Raw genomic sequence first — 17,309 nt, 5'->3', positions numbered from 1 at the left:
CCTATTTTATAAGTCATGGCTGGAATAAAAGAAGTCCGAGCACAATTGATGAAAGAATTAAAAATAACAAAGGTACTCTTCTCTTTTGTAAATAAATTGTTGCCACAATTGCAATTGGTGAATAAATAAACAACACAATTAGTCTTCAACCTTTGAAAATGTTTAATTTAGAATGCGTTGAAGATGAAGACACATTGACAATGTATGAAGTTGAATCATTAAACTTAATCATTGGGAAAGTAGTACCGATAAAAAGTTGAACAGCAAGAGAAAACATGACTCCTGCCAAAACTGGTTTTAAGATGATATTAAGATTTTTAAAGTACTTGCTACTTTTTGATTTCGCTAAGGCTTTAGCACTATAATGCATTATTACTATAGCAGGAACAACAATAATTAGATAGGTTACTAACATTGCAATGTAACCTCATCATTGTGCGTTCCCACTATCGTCAATACTAATTAAATAACCAGTGAATAAAGCTAATTTGGTTCCAATAACTCCAGGAGTAGCGTTGGCAACTGCAAAAACTTGATCAATTGTTTCAGAATTAATAGTAACTGAAGAAAAGTGTTGGCTTAGAAATTCATAAATTCACTTGTATATTGGCATAAATACTTGTCCGCCACCAAAAACAATGAATGCACTTGCCAATACCAATCCGCATGCTGCTAAAAAAGAAACAAATTGCATTATTTTGTGTCCTTATTTGAGTCTTTTTTGTTCATTTTGCGTTGCTTGATAGTTTGCCATAATGCATAAAAAGCAAAAACTAGTATTATTGCTATCATTGGTATAGCAGGAATGTTGTACGGCGATGGAATGAATAAACAATAAGCAAATGAAATAACAAAAAGACTAATTCACAGCCATAGACTAAATGGTCCACGTTGAGCTTTTAAATATCTTCAGCCAAATGTTAAAATGACTCCGATAATAATTGGCATTACTCCTGCTGCTATTGCATACAAGTAATTATTGGCATATTTACGTAACAATATAAACACTACCAAAGCAAATAGTAAATGTGGCAAGGCAGCCAAAATAAGTGCTAAACTACCTTTTCAAAAACCTATAGCCTTGATTGAAACAAAAGACAAGGTTTGGATAACTGAAGCTCCAGGAATCATATTTGAAGTAATGACTGCATCGTCGAATTCTGACTCAGTTATTCATTTGTTTTGTTTTACCGCAATTTTATTAATCACTGGTAAAATAGCATTCCCACCACCAAAACCAATGAAAGTACACATTAAAGAAAAAAGAAAAACATTTCAAAAAGTTGCCTTACGAGGTGCTTTTTCTTTTCTTTTATTATTTTGTTTCAAGACTTACCTTAACTGAACCAATAATGTTTTTCTTTTCGCCAATGTTGTCTAGCAAATCGTATGTAAAAGAAACTATTTTAGTGTCAATTATTACACCAGTCAAATATCAATACAATGGAATATCTCCATGGGCTGTTTTATATCAGTGCTTACTATATTTGTGCATATACAAATCTCAAGTAAAGTTATCTGCGCTTTTAATTTGAACTTGCTGGCTTGAAACTGCTATTTCTTGTTCTACTTTTTGAGGATCTAAAAAATTAAAAACAATGAACTCGTCCCGAGTTGTTTCACTATACGGTGACTCGTACTCAGTAACAAGTTCATTGTCATTTTGTGTTACAACTGAACGAAATTTTAAATTCACTCTTTAATACGTTCTTTTACAATATTTTCACCGAACAAGAAAATGGCTTTCGCTAATTCAGGACCGTGTTCACGGTATGTGGTAGCAATTCTAATTGGCATAAATAAGTTTTTACCTGCAACTTTTAAGTTTTGTTTTGTTAAATCAATGGCTTGCTGAATATTTTGAATGCTAAATTCTTTATCTTTTAGGTTGTTTCAAAATTCTTTAATTACATCATTTGTTTGGTAATCAATAGTTAACTTTTTATCTGGGTGAGTATACATTTTCAAAGCATTTTTTAAATCATTAAGAGTTACAATATTTTGTTTGTAGGTTTCGATGAAAATATTCATTCACTCTTTGGAATCGTGGAATTCTAAAACATTGAAAAAGTACTCATTTTCAGTGTTTTTTCAGTAATTTTTACTGAATCATTCCATCTTTTGAATATCAAATTTTGATGGTGATTTTGAAAGGCGGTGAAAATCAAATTTACTTATTAATTCATTGTGTGTCATGATTTCTTGAGCATCTTCACTACTTCAACCTAAAAGAGCTAAGAAGTTAAAAATTGCTTGATTGTTATATCCTTCGTTTTTATAGTCTTCTATGAATTGTTTTAGACTTGAATCACGTTTTGAAAGTTTTTTACCTTCCATGTTTGTGATGATTGTTAAGTGTCCGAATTGTGGAGTGTCTCAACCAAATGCTTCGTAGACTGCTAATTGTTTTGGTGTGTTAGTGATGTGTTCTTCACCTCTTAAAATATGACTAATTTCCATTTGATGATCGTCTACTACTACAGCAAAGTTGTATGTTGGATAACCGTCACTTTTTCTGATAACAAAATCTCCAATATCATCGCTATTTACACTAATGGTTCCACGTACTATATCTTCTCATTTATACACGTGATTTTTAGGTAAGGCTAAACGCACTGAGTATTCACCATTTTGATCACGTTTTTGTTTTTCCTGGTCACTAATTTTTAGTCAATTTCGATCGTAACGGAAAGATGGAATACAAGCAGCTTCACTTTCTTCTTTTTGTTTTGTTAACTCTTCTGTTGTGTCATAAGCTTTGTAAGCATGTCCGTTAGCTAATAATTTTTCAATTAATTCATCATAAATATCTAATTTTTCACTTTGACGATATTTGCCATACTCTGCTTTAGGATTGATTGGGCTTTCGTCTGGAATAATACCTAATCAAGCTAGATTCTCCAATTGACTACGTTCACCATTTTCAACGTTTCTAGCAACGTCTGTATCTTCTATACGAATAATAAAATCGCCACCAAAATGTTTGGCAAATAAATAATTGAATAATGCCGTTCGTGCACCACCGATATGTAAATATCCAGTAGGGCTAGGAGCATAACGTGTACGAATTTTTTTCATTTTTACCTACCTTTTACCAAATTTTAGTTCAACTACGAATTTAGCTAATGGACGATTTGATGAATTTTTCATTTTACTTCAATCACCATTAACTTCATTCTCCGCTTTTATAAATGACGGATCTTGCACCGCAATAGCTTCAACTGGTACATAATAAATTTCTAATTTTGCTCTGAATGGATCAGCAGTGTCAACAACATATCACTTATATGAATAGTTTTTTCCGTATTTACTGATTTCTGGAATAGTTACATATTGTTTTAAATGACTGCTATAAAAGTCAACATTTTTTAATTTTTTATCATTTGGTAAATTTTTATTGCTTTGTTCTGCTTCTTTTTGGTACTTAGACAAGTCTAGATACATATTTTTGTTTTCGGTTGCATTTTTTTGCAATTCTCAAACTACTTCCGATTTTGATAAATCATTTTTAGGATTAGTTTGATATGGTCGATTGATACATGAAAGGGTCACTAATGGAACTGAAACTAATGTAGTTAATGCTGCTAAAGAGCTTAATAAAAGTTTTGCCTTTTTCACGGTTATAAAGAAATAAACCCGAAGGTTTATTTTAATTACATTTCTTCAGGGATGTCTAAGTCCATTAGTTTTAGACCATTTGCTAGAACCACTTTAGCTGCTTTTGCCAAAGCAATTAGACTTTCTTCATTTTCTGAACCAATAATTTTAACGTTTGAATAGAATGAATTGAAGGCTCCAGCTAAGTTTAACAAGTATGGAGGCAACAAGTTAACTTTGTATGTTTTAGCCATTGTTTTAATCAATTCTGGGTATTCTTTTAATTCGTTTATTAATTTGATTTCACTATCTTCACTGTATTCTCCAGCTTTAGCAAAATCTGCATATTTTGAATTTTTAATTAATTGATTTGCTCTTGCATGAGCATATTTAATAATGTACATTGGATTTGATTCTGATTTTTCGTTTACCTTGTTAATATCAAAATCAATTTTTGAATTGTATGAACGGTTGATTAGGAAGAAACGAATAGGATCTTTTCCAACTAAGTCCATTAATTCTCTTAGAGTTAGCGAAGTTCCTAAACGTTTTGACATTTTTACTTCTTTTCCGTCTTTAACAACACGTAATAGTTGGAATAAAACCATGATTGTTTGATCATCGCGGTATCCTAAGTCTTGCATTGAATATTTAATTCTTTCTACATAACCTGAGTGGTCTGCTCCTCAAATATCAATGATTACTCCATTAGGATCGTTTAAACGTTTTAGTTTGTCTTCATGGTAAGCGATATCAGCACACATGTATGTGAATGTTTTATCGCTTTTAATAATTACCCGGTCTTTATCATCTTTTCCACCAACAGTAGTTGCTAGTCAAGTAGCACCGTCTTTTTCATAAACATTTTTTAAACGTCCGATGGCATCAAATACCATATCTTTGTCATATAGTTCTTGTTCACTTGATCAAACATCGAATCAAGTTCCGAATTCTGCCATTGTTTTTTTAATTTCGCGTAGTGCTATTTGGCGTCCATATTCTCTAAAGAAAGCTCTATTAGGTTCATACTCTGCACCTTTGTATTTGTCACCATATTCTTTATGAAATTCTTCTGCAAAATAAACAATATCTCCACCATTATATGCATCTGCAGGCATTGGATATGATTTATCAAAAATTTGTTGGTAACGAGCAAATAGTGATGCTGCTAAGTTGTTCATTTGATTTCCAGCATCATTAACATAGTATTCTCTTACAACCGGGTGTCCTGCTGCTTGTAAAACGTTACATAATGTTGCTCCGATTGCTGCGTTACGAGCATGTCCGATGTGTAAAAATCCAGTTGGGTTTGCACTAACAAACTCAACATTAATTTTGTTAAGGGAATCAGGTGTACCTTTTCCGTATTCTTCACCTAATTTGTTAATAATGTCAACAACATCAGCAAACACTTCATTTTCAACATAGAAATTCATAAATCCTGGAGCAGCAATTTCGATTTCTTTAATTGAGTATTTTTTCTTGTCAATGTTATTTACGATTTCTTGTGCAACCTCCATTGCACTTTTTCCTAATTCTTTTTGTAAAGTTAAAGCTATATTTGAAGCAAAATCCCCATGATCTTTAGCTTCAGTAAGAATAACTTTCTTTGAAATATTTAATTTTTGCAACGCTTCTTCTATAGAAGCGATAATTTTTTCTTTAGCACTAGTCATGCTTTTAATTATACCACCACCACAAAAGTTAAAAAAGATTATAAATAAAACAAAAGCAAGCTTTTACTGCTTGCTAGTTGTGGTTTTTGAGCTTTGCTGCAACTTGATTCTAAGTGCAAATTTTCACATTCAACCGATACCTACTGGTACAAAAAATGCCATTAAAATAATCACTAGATTTAAAGCAAAAACTACACCCTTGTTTGTTCCTGAGTAAAACATTGGATTTTCAAAATTTAAAAATCCGTATATTACCAATTCTAAACGACCATTAACATCATCCAATTCTGGCATTTTTTGACTTACATAAGAAGCGACATTTTGTCCCATGTAGAACATTCCTAAAGCAAAAATGTAGTAAACAATCACAGCTAAATTAGAAAATCACAGTAATTTTTTAGTTAAAATAATGCTTTTTCTTCTTAACACTAAGGCAACCATACCAATCAGTGGATTTACAAAGTGAGTTAATGTCTGTGAAACAAGTGACATTGATAAAACAGTTTTATCTGTGTTATTTGCTTTGAATTTCAAAATCACTTGGAAAAATATTAAACTTCAAAAAATAATGAATGTAATAGTGATGTTTAATACTGACAAAAATAATGCTTTTTGAATTTTAGATTTATCTCAAATAATTGCGTATGCAATCAAAATAATTGCCAAAGCAAAGTTTGAAATGTAAGTAAAAGTGTATGTGCTAGATCAAAATTGACTCATTAAACCCTGCGCAACACGACTATGAATTACTTCTTTTACTATGTCTCCATTGTATTTGGCACTGAATTTTTCAATGTTTTCAATGTATAAGAAAGTTTCTGCTTTTCAACTTAATATAGCAGCCAAAACAAGAAAAACAAAAGCTAAAATCCCTCCTCAAAAAATCAATTTTCTTTTTCGTTCTCAGTTTTTGTAACTTGTGAAATACTTGTTATTTTTTATGTTTTGTAAAGTCATGCTAAAAAATATAACAAAAAAGGTCAAAAATAATTGATTTTTGTTTTATATTTTTTGGATTGAAAACAATATAATTTTTGTTATGAATAAAGAAAATATAAAGAAATATTATCTATGTGGACCAACTGTATATAACTACGTTCACATCGGAAACATGCGACCAATTTTGACTTTTGATCTAATGATTAGAGCGCAAAGAGCGCAAGGACAAAACATTCAGTTTTTACACAATATCACTGATATCGATGACAAAATAATCAACAAAGCAATTTTTGAAAACAAAACTGAGACTCAAATTAGTGAGTATTACACAGACCAATACTTAAAAATGCTCGAAGTTTATAACATTCAAAAACCAAATATTATTGCTAAAGTCACAGACCATCTGGACATAATTTTTGATTTTATTAAACAGCTAATCAACAAAAAATCAGCCTATCAACGTGGAGTAAATGTTTATTTTGATGTTATGAAGAATCGTCAAAATTATGGTGAAGTGAGTGGGCAAGTTGTAGAGAATTTAGAAGCGGAAAATAATGATGAAAATAAACTAAATTCAGTCGACTTTGCCCTGTGAAAAGATACTAATGTTGGCATCAAATATGATTCACCTTTTGGTAAGGGAAGACCCGGGTGACATACAGAGTGTGTTGCTATGATTAATCAATATTTTGGCAATGAAACTATTGACATACACGCAGGGGGAGTTGACTTAACATTCCCGCACCACGAAAATGAAAATATCCAATTTAGAGCCTTAACAAATAACCCACTAGCTAAACAATGAATTCACTTTGGAACGGTTAATCTAAACAATGAAAAAATGTCTAAATCAATAGGAAATATTGTTCTTGCTAAAGACTTTTTAAAAGATTGAAGCGCAGACACATTGAGAATGATTTTTCTATCTTCTGCTTACTCAAAACCTATTAACATTACTGATGAATTACTGATGTCAAACGAAAAAATGATTTCTAAAATAGATTTATCACTGAAAAAAATGCAATTAGAAGATGAGTCAATGCAAATTGATGAAGTTTTGGTTAAAGAAGTTATTGACAATGTTGCTGAACTAAATTTCGCTCCTGCAATGAAAATAGTACATGAACTGATGAAGTCAAAAAACAGTGCCACTCTAAAAAGAGTTTTAGAGCTTTTAGGTTTCAATGTAGCCAATGTTTTAGTCAGTGAAGATGATAAAAAAATGTATCAAGACTGAAAACAATTGGTTGAAAACAAAGATTACCACAAAGCTGACATACTTCGTGAAGTGCTAAAAGAAAGAAAATTAATCTAATGAAAAACTTTATTTTTGGTCGTAACTCCGTTATTGATGCTATCAATGAAAACTTTCCGATTACTGAAATTTGAATTCAAGAAAATATTAAACTAGATATCAAATTCAAAAATGTTAAAAAAGTATCAAAAGTAAAACTAGATAAGATTACAGAACAAAATCACCAAGGTGTTATTGCTTTTATTAAAGATTTTGAATATGCTGATTTCGAGAAATTGTTACGTAACAAACCTGACAATGTATTAATTTTAGATCACATTCAAGATGTACAAAATTTAGGTGCAATTATAAGAAGTGCAAATGTTTTTGGTGTAAATTGAATTTTGATACCAACAGATCGAGCAGCTAGTGTTACACCTGTTGCTTTAAAAATTTCTTCTGGTGGATTTGTTAATATGAATATCATCAAAGTTCCTTCTTTGTTTAATGCAATTGAAAAATTGAAACAAAATGGCTACTGAATTTACACAACTGCACTTAACCAGAATGCTAGCGATATTAATAAAACTAAGTTCAATCGTCCAAGCGTTTTGGTAATCGGTAACGAACAAAAAGGTGTGTCAAATACAATTATCAAAGCTAGTGATCAACTAATTTATATCCCACAAAAAGGTACAGTTCAGTCACTGAATGCTTCTGTAGCAACAGGGATTGCCCTTTTCTGTCTAACTAATAATCCAAATGAATAATGATAAAAAAGTGAGAAAAAATCGGGACTCACTTTTTTTCTTTTTTTTCATAATAAAAGTATGAAGAAAAAAATGAAAGTAATAAAGAAATTTTTAGAGCTAGAAAAAAGGATAAATTTTGTCGCAAGACAGATTATTGAAATTTACAAATTAGGTATTGACGAACAAGACTTAATTCACAATTGTTGAGTAGATATTGAAAAAATATTAAGCAACACTAATGACAAGTATCTTGATGTTTATTTAATTAATGGAATCAAATTTTTGTTTATGAATTGAGCAAAAAAGGCAATAGGCAAAAAACGCAACTTTGAAATAACGATGAGTGATTTTGAAGAAAATTTCAGTGATGTTTGCGACGAAGAAAAAGATTTTTCACTCAAAAATCTTAAACTTGAGCTCACAATGTTATTGAATATGAGTGAAAAGGAAAAGGCTATTTTTGAAAACATTTGTAACCAAAATTACAACAATCGCATAATGTCACAAGAGCTAAAAATATCACCATATTTAATTCAAAAAACAAAAGACAGGCTAATTGCTTCAATAAAGGACTTGGTGATGTAATTATAAGTGGTTTTTAGTTAATTATGTTATAATTAAAACCATGAAAAAAGCAAGTAACAAAATAAATTTAGCATGTGATGTTTGCAAAAGAAAAAATTATGTCACGAATAAATCAATAATTGAACGCATGCAATTAAACAAGTATTGTCGTTATTGCAATGCTAAAACTCTTCATAAAGAGGAAAAATAATGTTAGATCCACTAAAAAATCAAAATTTTAAAGACACTGAAGCACTAAAACCTAAAGCACCAAAACCAGAAAAAGAAAGACGCTTTCGTGCTTTTAGAAAAGATATCAAAAGAATTATTTGACCAAGTGGTAAAAAATCTTGAGTTTGATTTGGTTTAACAGTTGCGTTCGTTGTTGTTTTCGCTATTTTCTTTTTTGTTGTTACCTTGTTATTTACAAACTTATGAAATGCAGTTGGAATTAAGTTATAGGAGTCAATATGGATAGTTCAGAAAATTCATACAAATGATACATGGTCTCAACAGTGTCAGGAAAAGAAGAAAAAGTTATTGAAACATTATGAAACAAAATTGAAACAGAAAACATGAGTCACTATTTCAATGACATTCGTATTTTCACTGTTCCACACTTAACAAACCGTGAATTAGAGAAAAAAACTAAAGGTGAGGCATACACACCAAAATATATCAATTTATACAAGGGATACATTTTCGTACAAATGATTATGAGTGACCCAGCTTGATACTTAGTGCGTAATACTCAATATGTTACTGGATTAGTTGGATCGAGTGGTAAAGGAGCAAAGCCTACTCCTATTTCAAATCGCAAAATTCGTGAAATGGAACAAAAAGAAAAATCATTACGTGAAGAATTTGAAAAAGGAAATATTGAAACAGCTTTTAAAGAGTCAACAATTGTTAGAATTGTTAACGGTCCTTATACAGATCAAAACGGAGTTATCCTTAAAAATGATGATGTCGCACAAAGAGCATTCGTGGAAATTGAAATCTTTGGACGTAAAACACCAACTGAATTCGATTATGAAGATTTAGAAATTATTGGTTAATTAATAAAATTAAAATAAAAGCAGAAAGGCTTAAATGTCCTTCTGCTTTTTTAATATTTCAATATATTGATCGATGAAATCTTCACCAAAAATTTCTTTACGTGAATTAAATAATAAAAATAGATAATCTAGTTCATCATAAATTTTATAAATTAATTCTTTTGGATAATTATATTGACTAATATTATTTTTGAAATCAGGTCAGTCAATAACGTTGAAATCATGGTCTAAGTGCGTTTTAATGTCTAAATCGAAATCGATATACTTAATTGTTTTATCTTCTATGAAGAAAGGCGTTGCTAAATTTACATAAACATATTTTTTTTCATCTCTTAACAAAATAGTTGCATTAAAGAAATGTTCCTTACTGAAAATGAATATTGTGGGCTCACTAACTACTCAATTAATTGTTGCTTCAGCAACCTTAGTTTTCAACATCAAACAAGCAACATAATCTTGGTTAAAATCAATTATTTTGACTCCATTGTACTCACGATACAAATGCCCATCATATTTAAAGCACTGAATGTTAACAAATTCGCCTCTTTTTAAGCGATGTCTTCTTGGTGCTGGAGTAGTTTGTGAGTCAAAGTTGAAATCTTCTCTATTATTCATATTTACTTAATTCTAAACCATTGAATGCGTTTGAGTATGTTAATTGATATGTTTGATATCTTGATTCTTTTCATAAGAATTGACGGTATGTGCTTATTCTTCTTTGTATTGCTTCATTTCTTTGTTTAGCTAGTTTGTAATCAAAATAAGTTTTTTCGTTTTCCTGAATTATATTATCATTATTCGCATCTCTTCAGAAGAATGCTTCCAATTTTTTGTTCGGATTTCATTTATCTATTAAGTAAGGTTTTGTTGTGTAATAACTTACATAATCTTTATAATCATTACCCAATACTCACTCAGGGCCGTAGTCTTGAGTAATTGAGTCCCAGTCTTTTTTAGTTCGATAGTTACCCTTGTTAAGAACAATAGGTAATTTAGTTACACTATCACTGTTAGCATCTTTAAAAACAAGGTAATTGTTGTTTTGAGCATTAAATTGTTGAATATAAGTATCAATGTTTTTATTTTCTAGATCAGTGCTTTTTAATTTTAAAAATCCATTGAAATATAATTCGTTATCTTTTATATTTCTAGAAACTGATAAATCATAATTATCACTTTGTGAAGCAACATCTAGGGCAGTTGTGTCAATTGACATTTGACTAATTGGAAGCCCATAACCAACTAAGTCAAGATAAGCCTTGTAAAGTAATTTTTGGCGTTTCAGTTGATACTCAGTCGAATCAACATCTCTTGAAACCCATCAAGCATAAGGTGTTGGAAATACTCAGTTTGAACCGTAAATTCTCGCACTACTTTCATCTAGGGCTTGATATGTAAAATTATCTTGAAAACTATATTGTTCTAATTTATTTATTGACATAAGACGCATTAAATCATCTCCATGCGATGAAATGAAAACGTTATTTGCACCATTGACATAGGCATAGAAACCAGGATTTAACCCATTATTGTAAGCAACATTCAAAGCAGTCTTAGGAGCAAAACTTAGTTTTAAAAACTCCCTTGCAAACAATTCATCAAACGAAAAGTAATAATTTAGTGTTGAACCGCTAACGCTGTCGGCATATTGGAATGCTGAGTCCATCGAGTTGTTAAATGTATTGTTTTTAAACTTATTTAAATAATTTCAGTTAAGCGACTCATTGTCTTGTTTTGAATTAGCAATTTCGAAAAGCTCGTGCGCTGAATATGAAGAATAAATAGGTTTGAATGAAGAAGATAGATAGTCTCAAAAACGTGGTCTTAGTATTTTGTCTAACTTGAATAATGAATCATAAAAATCTGTGTAAAACTTTTTATTAGTTGTTTTTAGACTTGCTGAGTGCCCGTGATAATTATCGCCACTGCTATTTTCATACACATCATTGTTTGATAATGTGTCTTTTTCTCTGGCTGACATTGCATAAATATTGGCGACATGGTGCATATATTCATGTACTAAAGTTGGCAACACTAATTCGACCTTAGTTTTAACTGGGACATCAGTTCAAGGATATCTCAATTTACGTACTTGATGGTTTGAATCATAAATAAAATTACTAATACTTAAATAAATATTTTCATAAACAGGAACGAAAAAACCGTTAGCATTTGATGTATTTGATAGATTTTTAACTTCAGGGATATTAATGTTGACATTATTTAATTCGCGCATTTCTCCACTGAAACCACCCCTTTGATAAAATTGTTGAGCCAAAACCTTCATTCCTTCTTGGTTAAAAAAGTATTTCTTCTCAACTACACCATTTGTGCTATCAACAACTTCGGTGTATGGTCATTCGTTAATAGTTAAATAGCGAGGATCATAATTTTCATTTATTTTGCCATCTTTGTCATACTTTGCATTAAAAGTTATTCTATCCTTATAATCTGGTGTATAAATTGGACTTTTTTGACTCAATTTGCCACTTAAAGCAAAAAATAAAGTCACTCCAACTACTACTGAGAAAACTACAATTGCAAAAGCTATTATGCTAGCTAAGATAGATTTAGATTTTTTGAGATTTTGATTCTTCATTGTAAACATATTTAAATGTTATTACATTAGCAAAACAAAATTAGTAAAATAGTTAAATATGAGACTTAAATATAATAAAGATGCAGCTGACATTATTTTTCAATCAGCTTTTCAAATCAAGGAATTCCCTATTCGAGTGGACAAAACTACATATTTAGAAATAGGAATGGGTAAAGGTCAAATGATTACGCAATTGGCAGCACAAAATCCTAATATCAACTACATTGGATGTGAAAAATATCCGACAGTTGCTCTTCATGCTTTGAAAAAGATTGAGCAAATGGAACTAAAAAATATGATGTTATTAATTGAAGACGCTAACAAAATTGATGAGTTATTCGCAAATAAAATCGATCGCATTTATCTAACTTTTTCAGATCCGTGACCTAAAAAACGTCATGCTAAAAGAAGATTATTACATCGCAATTTCTTATTAAAATTCAAAAACATTCTAAAACCAGGAGCAAAAATAATTTTCAAAACTGACAGCGACAGCTTGTTTGATTTTGCAATTGAAGAAATTCAAGCCATTAATGCAAAAATGACTTATATGACTCGCGACTTGCACAATAGCGATAAAAATAAGGACAACATTATGACAGAATATGAACAAAAATGGTCATCACGCGGAAAAAACATTAATTACTTGGAATTAGAATTTGACTAAAACGCTGAATTTTCAGTGTTTTTTTCTTTAAAAAGTAACTTTTTTCTCGAAAATTGCAGATTTTTATGCCCAAAAGCAGCTCTGATGCTTTATGGTATAATATTAATAATTATATTTAATTATTAATTTAGGAGTTTTTTATGTCTTTTGATGATGACAAACTTAATGATGAACTAACTAACGACGATAAGTACTTAACTGAAGATGAAGAGATTAAAAAAGTCTTCGAAGAAGAAGTAATAGTCGAAGAAGATGAAGAAGAAATTCCACCGCAAGAAAAAGAAGGTTACCAAGTTAAATCTGCTATCTTAGAAGAAGAAAAAGATGGACTTGCACCTGTTAGTCTTGTTGCGGAAATGAAATCTGCATTTATTGAATATGCAATGAGTGTTATTGTTTCACGGGCTCTTCCTGATGCTAAAGATGGACTAAAGCCAGTTCACCGTAGAATTTTTTACGCCATGAGTGAAATGGGGATGTTTTTTAACCAGCCACACAAGAAATCAGCCAGAATTGTCGGGGAAGTTTTAGGGAAATACCACCCACATGGTGACTCATCAGTTTATGAAGCAATGGTGCGTATGGCGCAAGATTTCTCACTTCGTTATCCTTTAATCGATGGTCATGGTAACTTTGGATCAATCGACGGTGACGAAGCTGCTGCAATGCGTTATACTGAAGCAAGAATGTCTAAAATGGCTTCGCTACTAGTAGATAGTATTAAAAAAGAAACAGTTGATTTTATTGATAACTACGACGCCACTGAAAAAGAACCTGTTGTTCTACCAGCAAGATTTCCAAACTTATTAGTTTCTGGAACAAGCGGAATTGCCGTTGGTATGGCAACAAGCATTCCGCCACATAATCTAGGAGATGTTATCAATGCTGCAATTGCATTAGCAGCAAATAGTGACATAAGTATTGATGAATTAATTGAAATAGTTCAAGCTCCCGATTTTCCAACTGGTGGTATTCTATTTGACAAAGCAAGTGTTGTTAATGCTTACAAAACCGGTAGAGGTAGTGTAACTAATCGTTCAAAAGCACATATTGAAAGATTTGCAAATGGTAAAAGTAGAATTGTTGTAAGTGAAATACCTTATGCAATCAAAAAGACTGACATCATTGAAAAAATAAGTCAATTAGTTAAAGAAAAAAGAATTGAAGGAATTGGAGATTTTAGAGACGAATCTAACCGTGAAGGCATCAGAATTGTTATTGATATTAAAAAAACATTCCATCCAGAAGTTATTCTAAATACTCTTTACAAACTTACTCAATTGCAATCTAAATTTTCAATCAACACTATTGCTTTAGTTAATAATGAGCCTAAACTATTGAATCTAAAGGATGCATTGCAAGTTTACATCGACCACCAAAAAGATGTAGTTACACGTCGTTTAAAATTTGACCTAGAAAAAGATGAACAAAGAGCACACATTTTACATGGTTTAAAAATTGCTGTCGAAAATATTGATGAAGTTATTGAAATTATCAAAAAATCAAAAACTGATGCTGAAGCCCAATCTAGATTAGCACAAAGATTTTCATTATCAGAAGCACAAACAAAAGCTATTGTCGAAATGCGTTTAGGACGGCTAACAGGTTTAGCAATTGAAAAAATGAATGAAGAAATTGCGATGTTAGAAAAACGTATTGCCGAATACAAAGAAATCTTGAACTCAGAAGAAAAATTAATTCAACTAATCATTGAAGAATTGAGAGAAATCAAAGAACAATATGCAGACAAACGTCGCAGTGAAATTCGTTGAGATTTACAATCATCAATAGAAGATGAAGATTTAATCCCAGTTAAAGACATTGTTATAACTTACTCAGCTAATAACTATATTCGTCGTACTGATTTAGACGAATATCGTGAACAAAGACGAGGTGGAATTGGTTCGAATGCAGCCAAAACATATGCCGATGACAAAGTTGAAAATATTATCGTTACTTCAACTCACACCGATATTTTAATTTTTACTTCAAGTGGTAAAGTCTTCCGGCTAAGAGGACATGAAATTCCTGCTACATCCAAAAATGCAAAAGGAACTCCAATAATCAATATTCTTCCTAACATGGATAAAGATGAAAATATCCGTGAAATTATTTCAACCAATGACTATGATTCAAACAAATACTTACTAACGGCTTCAAGAAATGGTATTTTGAAAAAAACAAGATTAAGTGAATATCGTTTGATTAATAGAAACGGAAAACGTGCCCTAGGCCTAAGAGAAGATGACCAACTTATTGCAGCAATGATAATAGAAGAAAACGAAGAAATTTTTGTTGCTGCTTCAAACAACAGACTAACTCGTTTTGATGCAAGTGAAATCAGGGCGCAATCAAGAATTGCCACTGGGGTAATCGGTATTAAACTAGACGAAGGTAGTCGTGTAGTATCGGTGTCATCTTCAAACCAAGGAAAATTGATTTTCTCAATGGGTTCTGAAGGTTATGGAAAAATGAGTGACGTTGAAGACTTTAGAAAAACTTCACGTAATGCTAAAGGAGTTATTGCTCTGAATGCAGCTAAGTCGGGTGAATTAGTTTACGCTGCTGCTGTTAAAGGAGACGAAGACCTAATTATTATGACCAAAGAAGGTATTGCTATTCGTTTTAATTTAAGACAAGTTTCAACCACTGGAAGAAATTCTAAAGGTGTTAAATTAATTACTCTAAAAAATAACAACGATCACATTGTTGCCATTGCTAAGATCAACAGTTTAAATGATGATGAAGAAAATACTGACGTTACTGACGCAAATCAAGACGTCAAAAACACAAGTAATGAATAAAAAACTACTTTAAAGAATAAAAAAGTTTATAATTATAAGTAGCACTAGGGATTTATATTCCTTAATCATGCATTTGCATTCTAGTGCCGTTACACAAATATAAATTTAAAAAAAGAGAGCTGGTCACTCTCTTTTTCTTTGTCTTTTTTATTTGTCTTCAATGCTTTCATATCCTGGTAGCAATTTGCCTTGGACATATTCTAGGCTTGCTCCACCACCAGTTGAAATGAAGCTAAAACGGTCTTGATAGTTTAATTTATTAATAGCAGCGACTGAATCTCCCCCACCAACTACTGAAAAACAGTCTGTATTTTGGGAAATGGCTATGGCTATCGATTTTGTTCCTACTTCATAATTACTAAATTCAGTAACTCCCAAGGGACCGTTTCAAAAAATAGTTTTTGCTTTTTGGATTTCATTAGCAAATAATTTCACAGTTTCAGGACCAATGTCCATTGAAGTGCAGTCAGCAGGTATATTTTTATTTTCGGGGCTTGAGTATTGTGGTTGGATATCTGCAAATTCTTTAGCATAAGCATTATCAATTGGTAATAAAATCTTTGTTTTATTGTTTTCATAAAGATTTTTTGCTAGTTCTAAGTAATCATCTTCAACTAGTGAAGTACCTATTTCGACACCTTGTGCCTTTAAGAAGGTATAAGCCATTGCTCCACCAATTAAAACCTTGTCACATTCTTTAATAAGCTGTTCTAAAACTTGAATTTTATCGCTTATTTTAGCCCCACCGATGATGGCTACATAAGGTCTTGCTGGATTATTTTTTAATTTAGCAAGATTTTCGATTTCTTCTTGCATTAAAAATCCTAAAGCACTTTCTTTTATGTTTGAAGCAATTCCAACATTTGATGCGTGACTACGGTGAGCAGTAGCAAATGCATCATTAACAAAAACATCGCCTAAAGAAGCTCAATATTTTGCCAATTCAGGATCATTTTTTGACTCAGCTTTGTTGTTTAAATCTTCAAAACGAGTGTTTTCTAAAAATAAAATTTGTCCACTTTTTAGATTTTTTATTGCTTCTTCAACTTCACTTCCTCTCGTTTTAGGGACAAAAAATACATCATTATCAACATATTTTTTGAACTCTTCAACAACTGGTTTTAGCGATTTGGAAACTAAGTCCTCTTCGGTTTTTACTCTTCCTAAATGACTTAATAAAATTAATTTAGCGCCCTGTTGAGTAATAAAGTTAATAGTTTTCAGTGCCTTTTTGATTCTGTTAGCATCAGTTACATAGTATTGATTATTGTCGTTTTTTGCAAGTGGCAAATTGAAATCAACTCTTGCTAAAACTATCTTATGTTTTAAATTAACATCATATAATGTCTTTTTCATGTCTTTCCTTTCATGCTATTAATATTATACTAGCAGCTAACTTATAAACAAAGTTTATAAATT

The 17,309-nt window shown here is 31.1% G+C and carries 18 protein-coding genes; 8 read left to right on the top strand and 10 right to left on the bottom strand.

Annotated features, from left to right (window positions below; all coding sequences use genetic code 4):
- Position 1: 1 nt before the first annotated feature.
- The 7 genes from ACSH40_RS00615 to ACSH40_RS00585 form a co-directional block, all read right to left on the bottom strand.
- Positions 2-694: a chromate transporter gene (locus ACSH40_RS00615; RefSeq protein WP_438341636.1), complete on the bottom strand. Its 693-nt coding sequence runs from the start codon at positions 692-694 to the stop codon at positions 2-4.
- Entirely contained in the window at positions 694-1,329 is a 636-nt protein-coding gene (locus ACSH40_RS00610) for a chromate transporter (RefSeq protein WP_438341635.1), read from the bottom strand. The genes ACSH40_RS00615 and ACSH40_RS00610 overlap by 1 nt, the downstream gene beginning before the upstream one ends.
- Positions 1,316-1,696: a hypothetical protein gene (locus ACSH40_RS00605; protein ID WP_438341634.1), complete on the bottom strand. Its 381-nt coding sequence runs from the start codon at positions 1,694-1,696 to the stop codon at positions 1,316-1,318. Before ACSH40_RS00605 ends, ACSH40_RS00610 begins: the two co-directional genes overlap by 14 nt.
- Positions 1,687-3,078 (bottom strand): glutamate--tRNA ligase, encoded by a 1,392-nt coding sequence (gene gltX, locus ACSH40_RS00600; RefSeq protein WP_438341633.1) that lies wholly within the window; start codon positions 3,076-3,078, stop codon positions 1,687-1,689. The genes ACSH40_RS00605 and gltX overlap by 10 nt, the downstream gene beginning before the upstream one ends.
- A gap of 6 nt (positions 3,079-3,084) precedes the next feature.
- Positions 3,085-3,618, bottom strand: coding sequence for a hypothetical protein (locus tag ACSH40_RS00595; protein WP_438341632.1), 534 nt, complete (start codon positions 3,616-3,618; stop codon positions 3,085-3,087).
- A 35-nt stretch (positions 3,619-3,653) separates the two neighbouring features.
- The gene (gene argS, locus ACSH40_RS00590) at positions 3,654-5,273 is read right to left on the bottom strand and encodes an arginine--tRNA ligase (protein ID WP_438341631.1); all 1,620 of its coding nucleotides are present in this window, start codon (positions 5,271-5,273) and stop codon (positions 3,654-3,656) included.
- Positions 5,274-5,336: 63 nt separating this feature from the next.
- The gene (locus ACSH40_RS00585) at positions 5,337-6,161 is read right to left on the bottom strand and encodes an MAGa3780 family membrane protein (protein ID WP_438341630.1); all 825 of its coding nucleotides are present in this window, start codon (positions 6,159-6,161) and stop codon (positions 5,337-5,339) included.
- A 151-nt stretch (positions 6,162-6,312) separates the two neighbouring features.
- Here ACSH40_RS00585 and cysS point away from each other — a divergent pair, with 151 nt between their 5' ends.
- From cysS to nusG, 6 genes are read left to right on the top strand one after another with little or no spacing between them, the layout of a single operon-like run.
- Entirely contained in the window at positions 6,313-7,527 is a 1,215-nt protein-coding gene (gene cysS / locus ACSH40_RS00580) for a cysteine--tRNA ligase (RefSeq protein WP_438341629.1), read from the top strand.
- Positions 7,527-8,216: a 23S rRNA (guanosine(2251)-2'-O)-methyltransferase RlmB gene (rlmB, locus tag ACSH40_RS00575; RefSeq protein WP_438341628.1), complete on the top strand. Its 690-nt coding sequence runs from the start codon at positions 7,527-7,529 to the stop codon at positions 8,214-8,216. The genes cysS and rlmB overlap by 1 nt, the downstream gene beginning before the upstream one ends.
- 60 nt (positions 8,217-8,276) lie before the next feature.
- Positions 8,277-8,783 carry a hypothetical protein gene (locus ACSH40_RS00570; RefSeq protein WP_438341627.1) on the top strand — a complete coding sequence of 169 codons (507 nt, stop codon included), beginning with the start codon at positions 8,277-8,279 and terminating at the stop codon, positions 8,781-8,783.
- Between the two features lie 40 nt (positions 8,784-8,823).
- On the top strand, positions 8,824-8,973 hold the full coding sequence (gene rpmG, locus ACSH40_RS00565) for a 50S ribosomal protein L33 (RefSeq protein WP_438341626.1): 150 nt from the start codon (positions 8,824-8,826) through the stop codon (positions 8,971-8,973).
- Entirely contained in the window at positions 8,973-9,224 is a 252-nt protein-coding gene (gene secE, locus ACSH40_RS00560) for a preprotein translocase subunit SecE (RefSeq protein WP_438341625.1), read from the top strand. The genes rpmG and secE overlap by 1 nt, the downstream gene beginning before the upstream one ends.
- Positions 9,225-9,232: 8 nt before the next feature.
- Positions 9,233-9,820: a transcription termination/antitermination protein NusG gene (gene nusG, locus ACSH40_RS00555; protein WP_438341624.1), complete on the top strand. Its 588-nt coding sequence runs from the start codon at positions 9,233-9,235 to the stop codon at positions 9,818-9,820.
- A 30-nt stretch (positions 9,821-9,850) separates the two neighbouring features.
- Here the strand turns inward: nusG and ACSH40_RS00550 are convergent, their stop codons facing one another.
- Together ACSH40_RS00550 and ACSH40_RS00545 are read right to left on the bottom strand one after the other, a co-directional pair.
- Positions 9,851-10,435 (bottom strand): DUF402 domain-containing protein, encoded by a 585-nt coding sequence (locus ACSH40_RS00550; protein ID WP_438341623.1) that lies wholly within the window; start codon positions 10,433-10,435, stop codon positions 9,851-9,853.
- A complete protein-coding gene (locus ACSH40_RS00545) occupies positions 10,428-12,419 on the bottom strand; it encodes an MYPU_1760 family metalloprotease (protein WP_438341622.1) in 1,992 nt (663 codons plus the stop codon). Before ACSH40_RS00545 ends, ACSH40_RS00550 begins: the two co-directional genes overlap by 8 nt.
- Positions 12,420-12,477: 58 nt before the next feature.
- Here ACSH40_RS00545 and trmB point away from each other — a divergent pair, with 58 nt between their 5' ends.
- Positions 12,478-13,086 carry a tRNA (guanosine(46)-N7)-methyltransferase TrmB gene (trmB, locus tag ACSH40_RS00540; RefSeq protein WP_438341621.1) on the top strand — a complete coding sequence of 203 codons (609 nt, stop codon included), beginning with the start codon at positions 12,478-12,480 and terminating at the stop codon, positions 13,084-13,086.
- Positions 13,087-13,226: 140 nt separating this feature from the next.
- Positions 13,227-15,890, top strand: coding sequence for a DNA gyrase subunit A (gene gyrA, locus ACSH40_RS00535; RefSeq protein ID WP_438341620.1), 2,664 nt, complete (start codon positions 13,227-13,229; stop codon positions 15,888-15,890).
- Positions 15,891-16,037: 147 nt separating this feature from the next.
- On the opposite strand, the gene ACSH40_RS00530 is transcribed toward gyrA, so the two are convergent.
- Positions 16,038-17,246: a phosphoglycerate kinase gene (locus ACSH40_RS00530; protein WP_438341619.1), complete on the bottom strand. Its 1,209-nt coding sequence runs from the start codon at positions 17,244-17,246 to the stop codon at positions 16,038-16,040.
- Positions 17,247-17,309: the final 63 nt, after the last annotated feature.

Source organism: Mycoplasma sp. 3341, from assembly GCF_051549855.1.
Lineage (GTDB): Bacteria > Bacillota_I > Bacilli_A > Mycoplasmatales > Metamycoplasmataceae > Metamycoplasma.
Note: the sequence above shows the minus strand (reverse complement) of the source record. Positions and strands in the feature narration are given on the sequence as shown.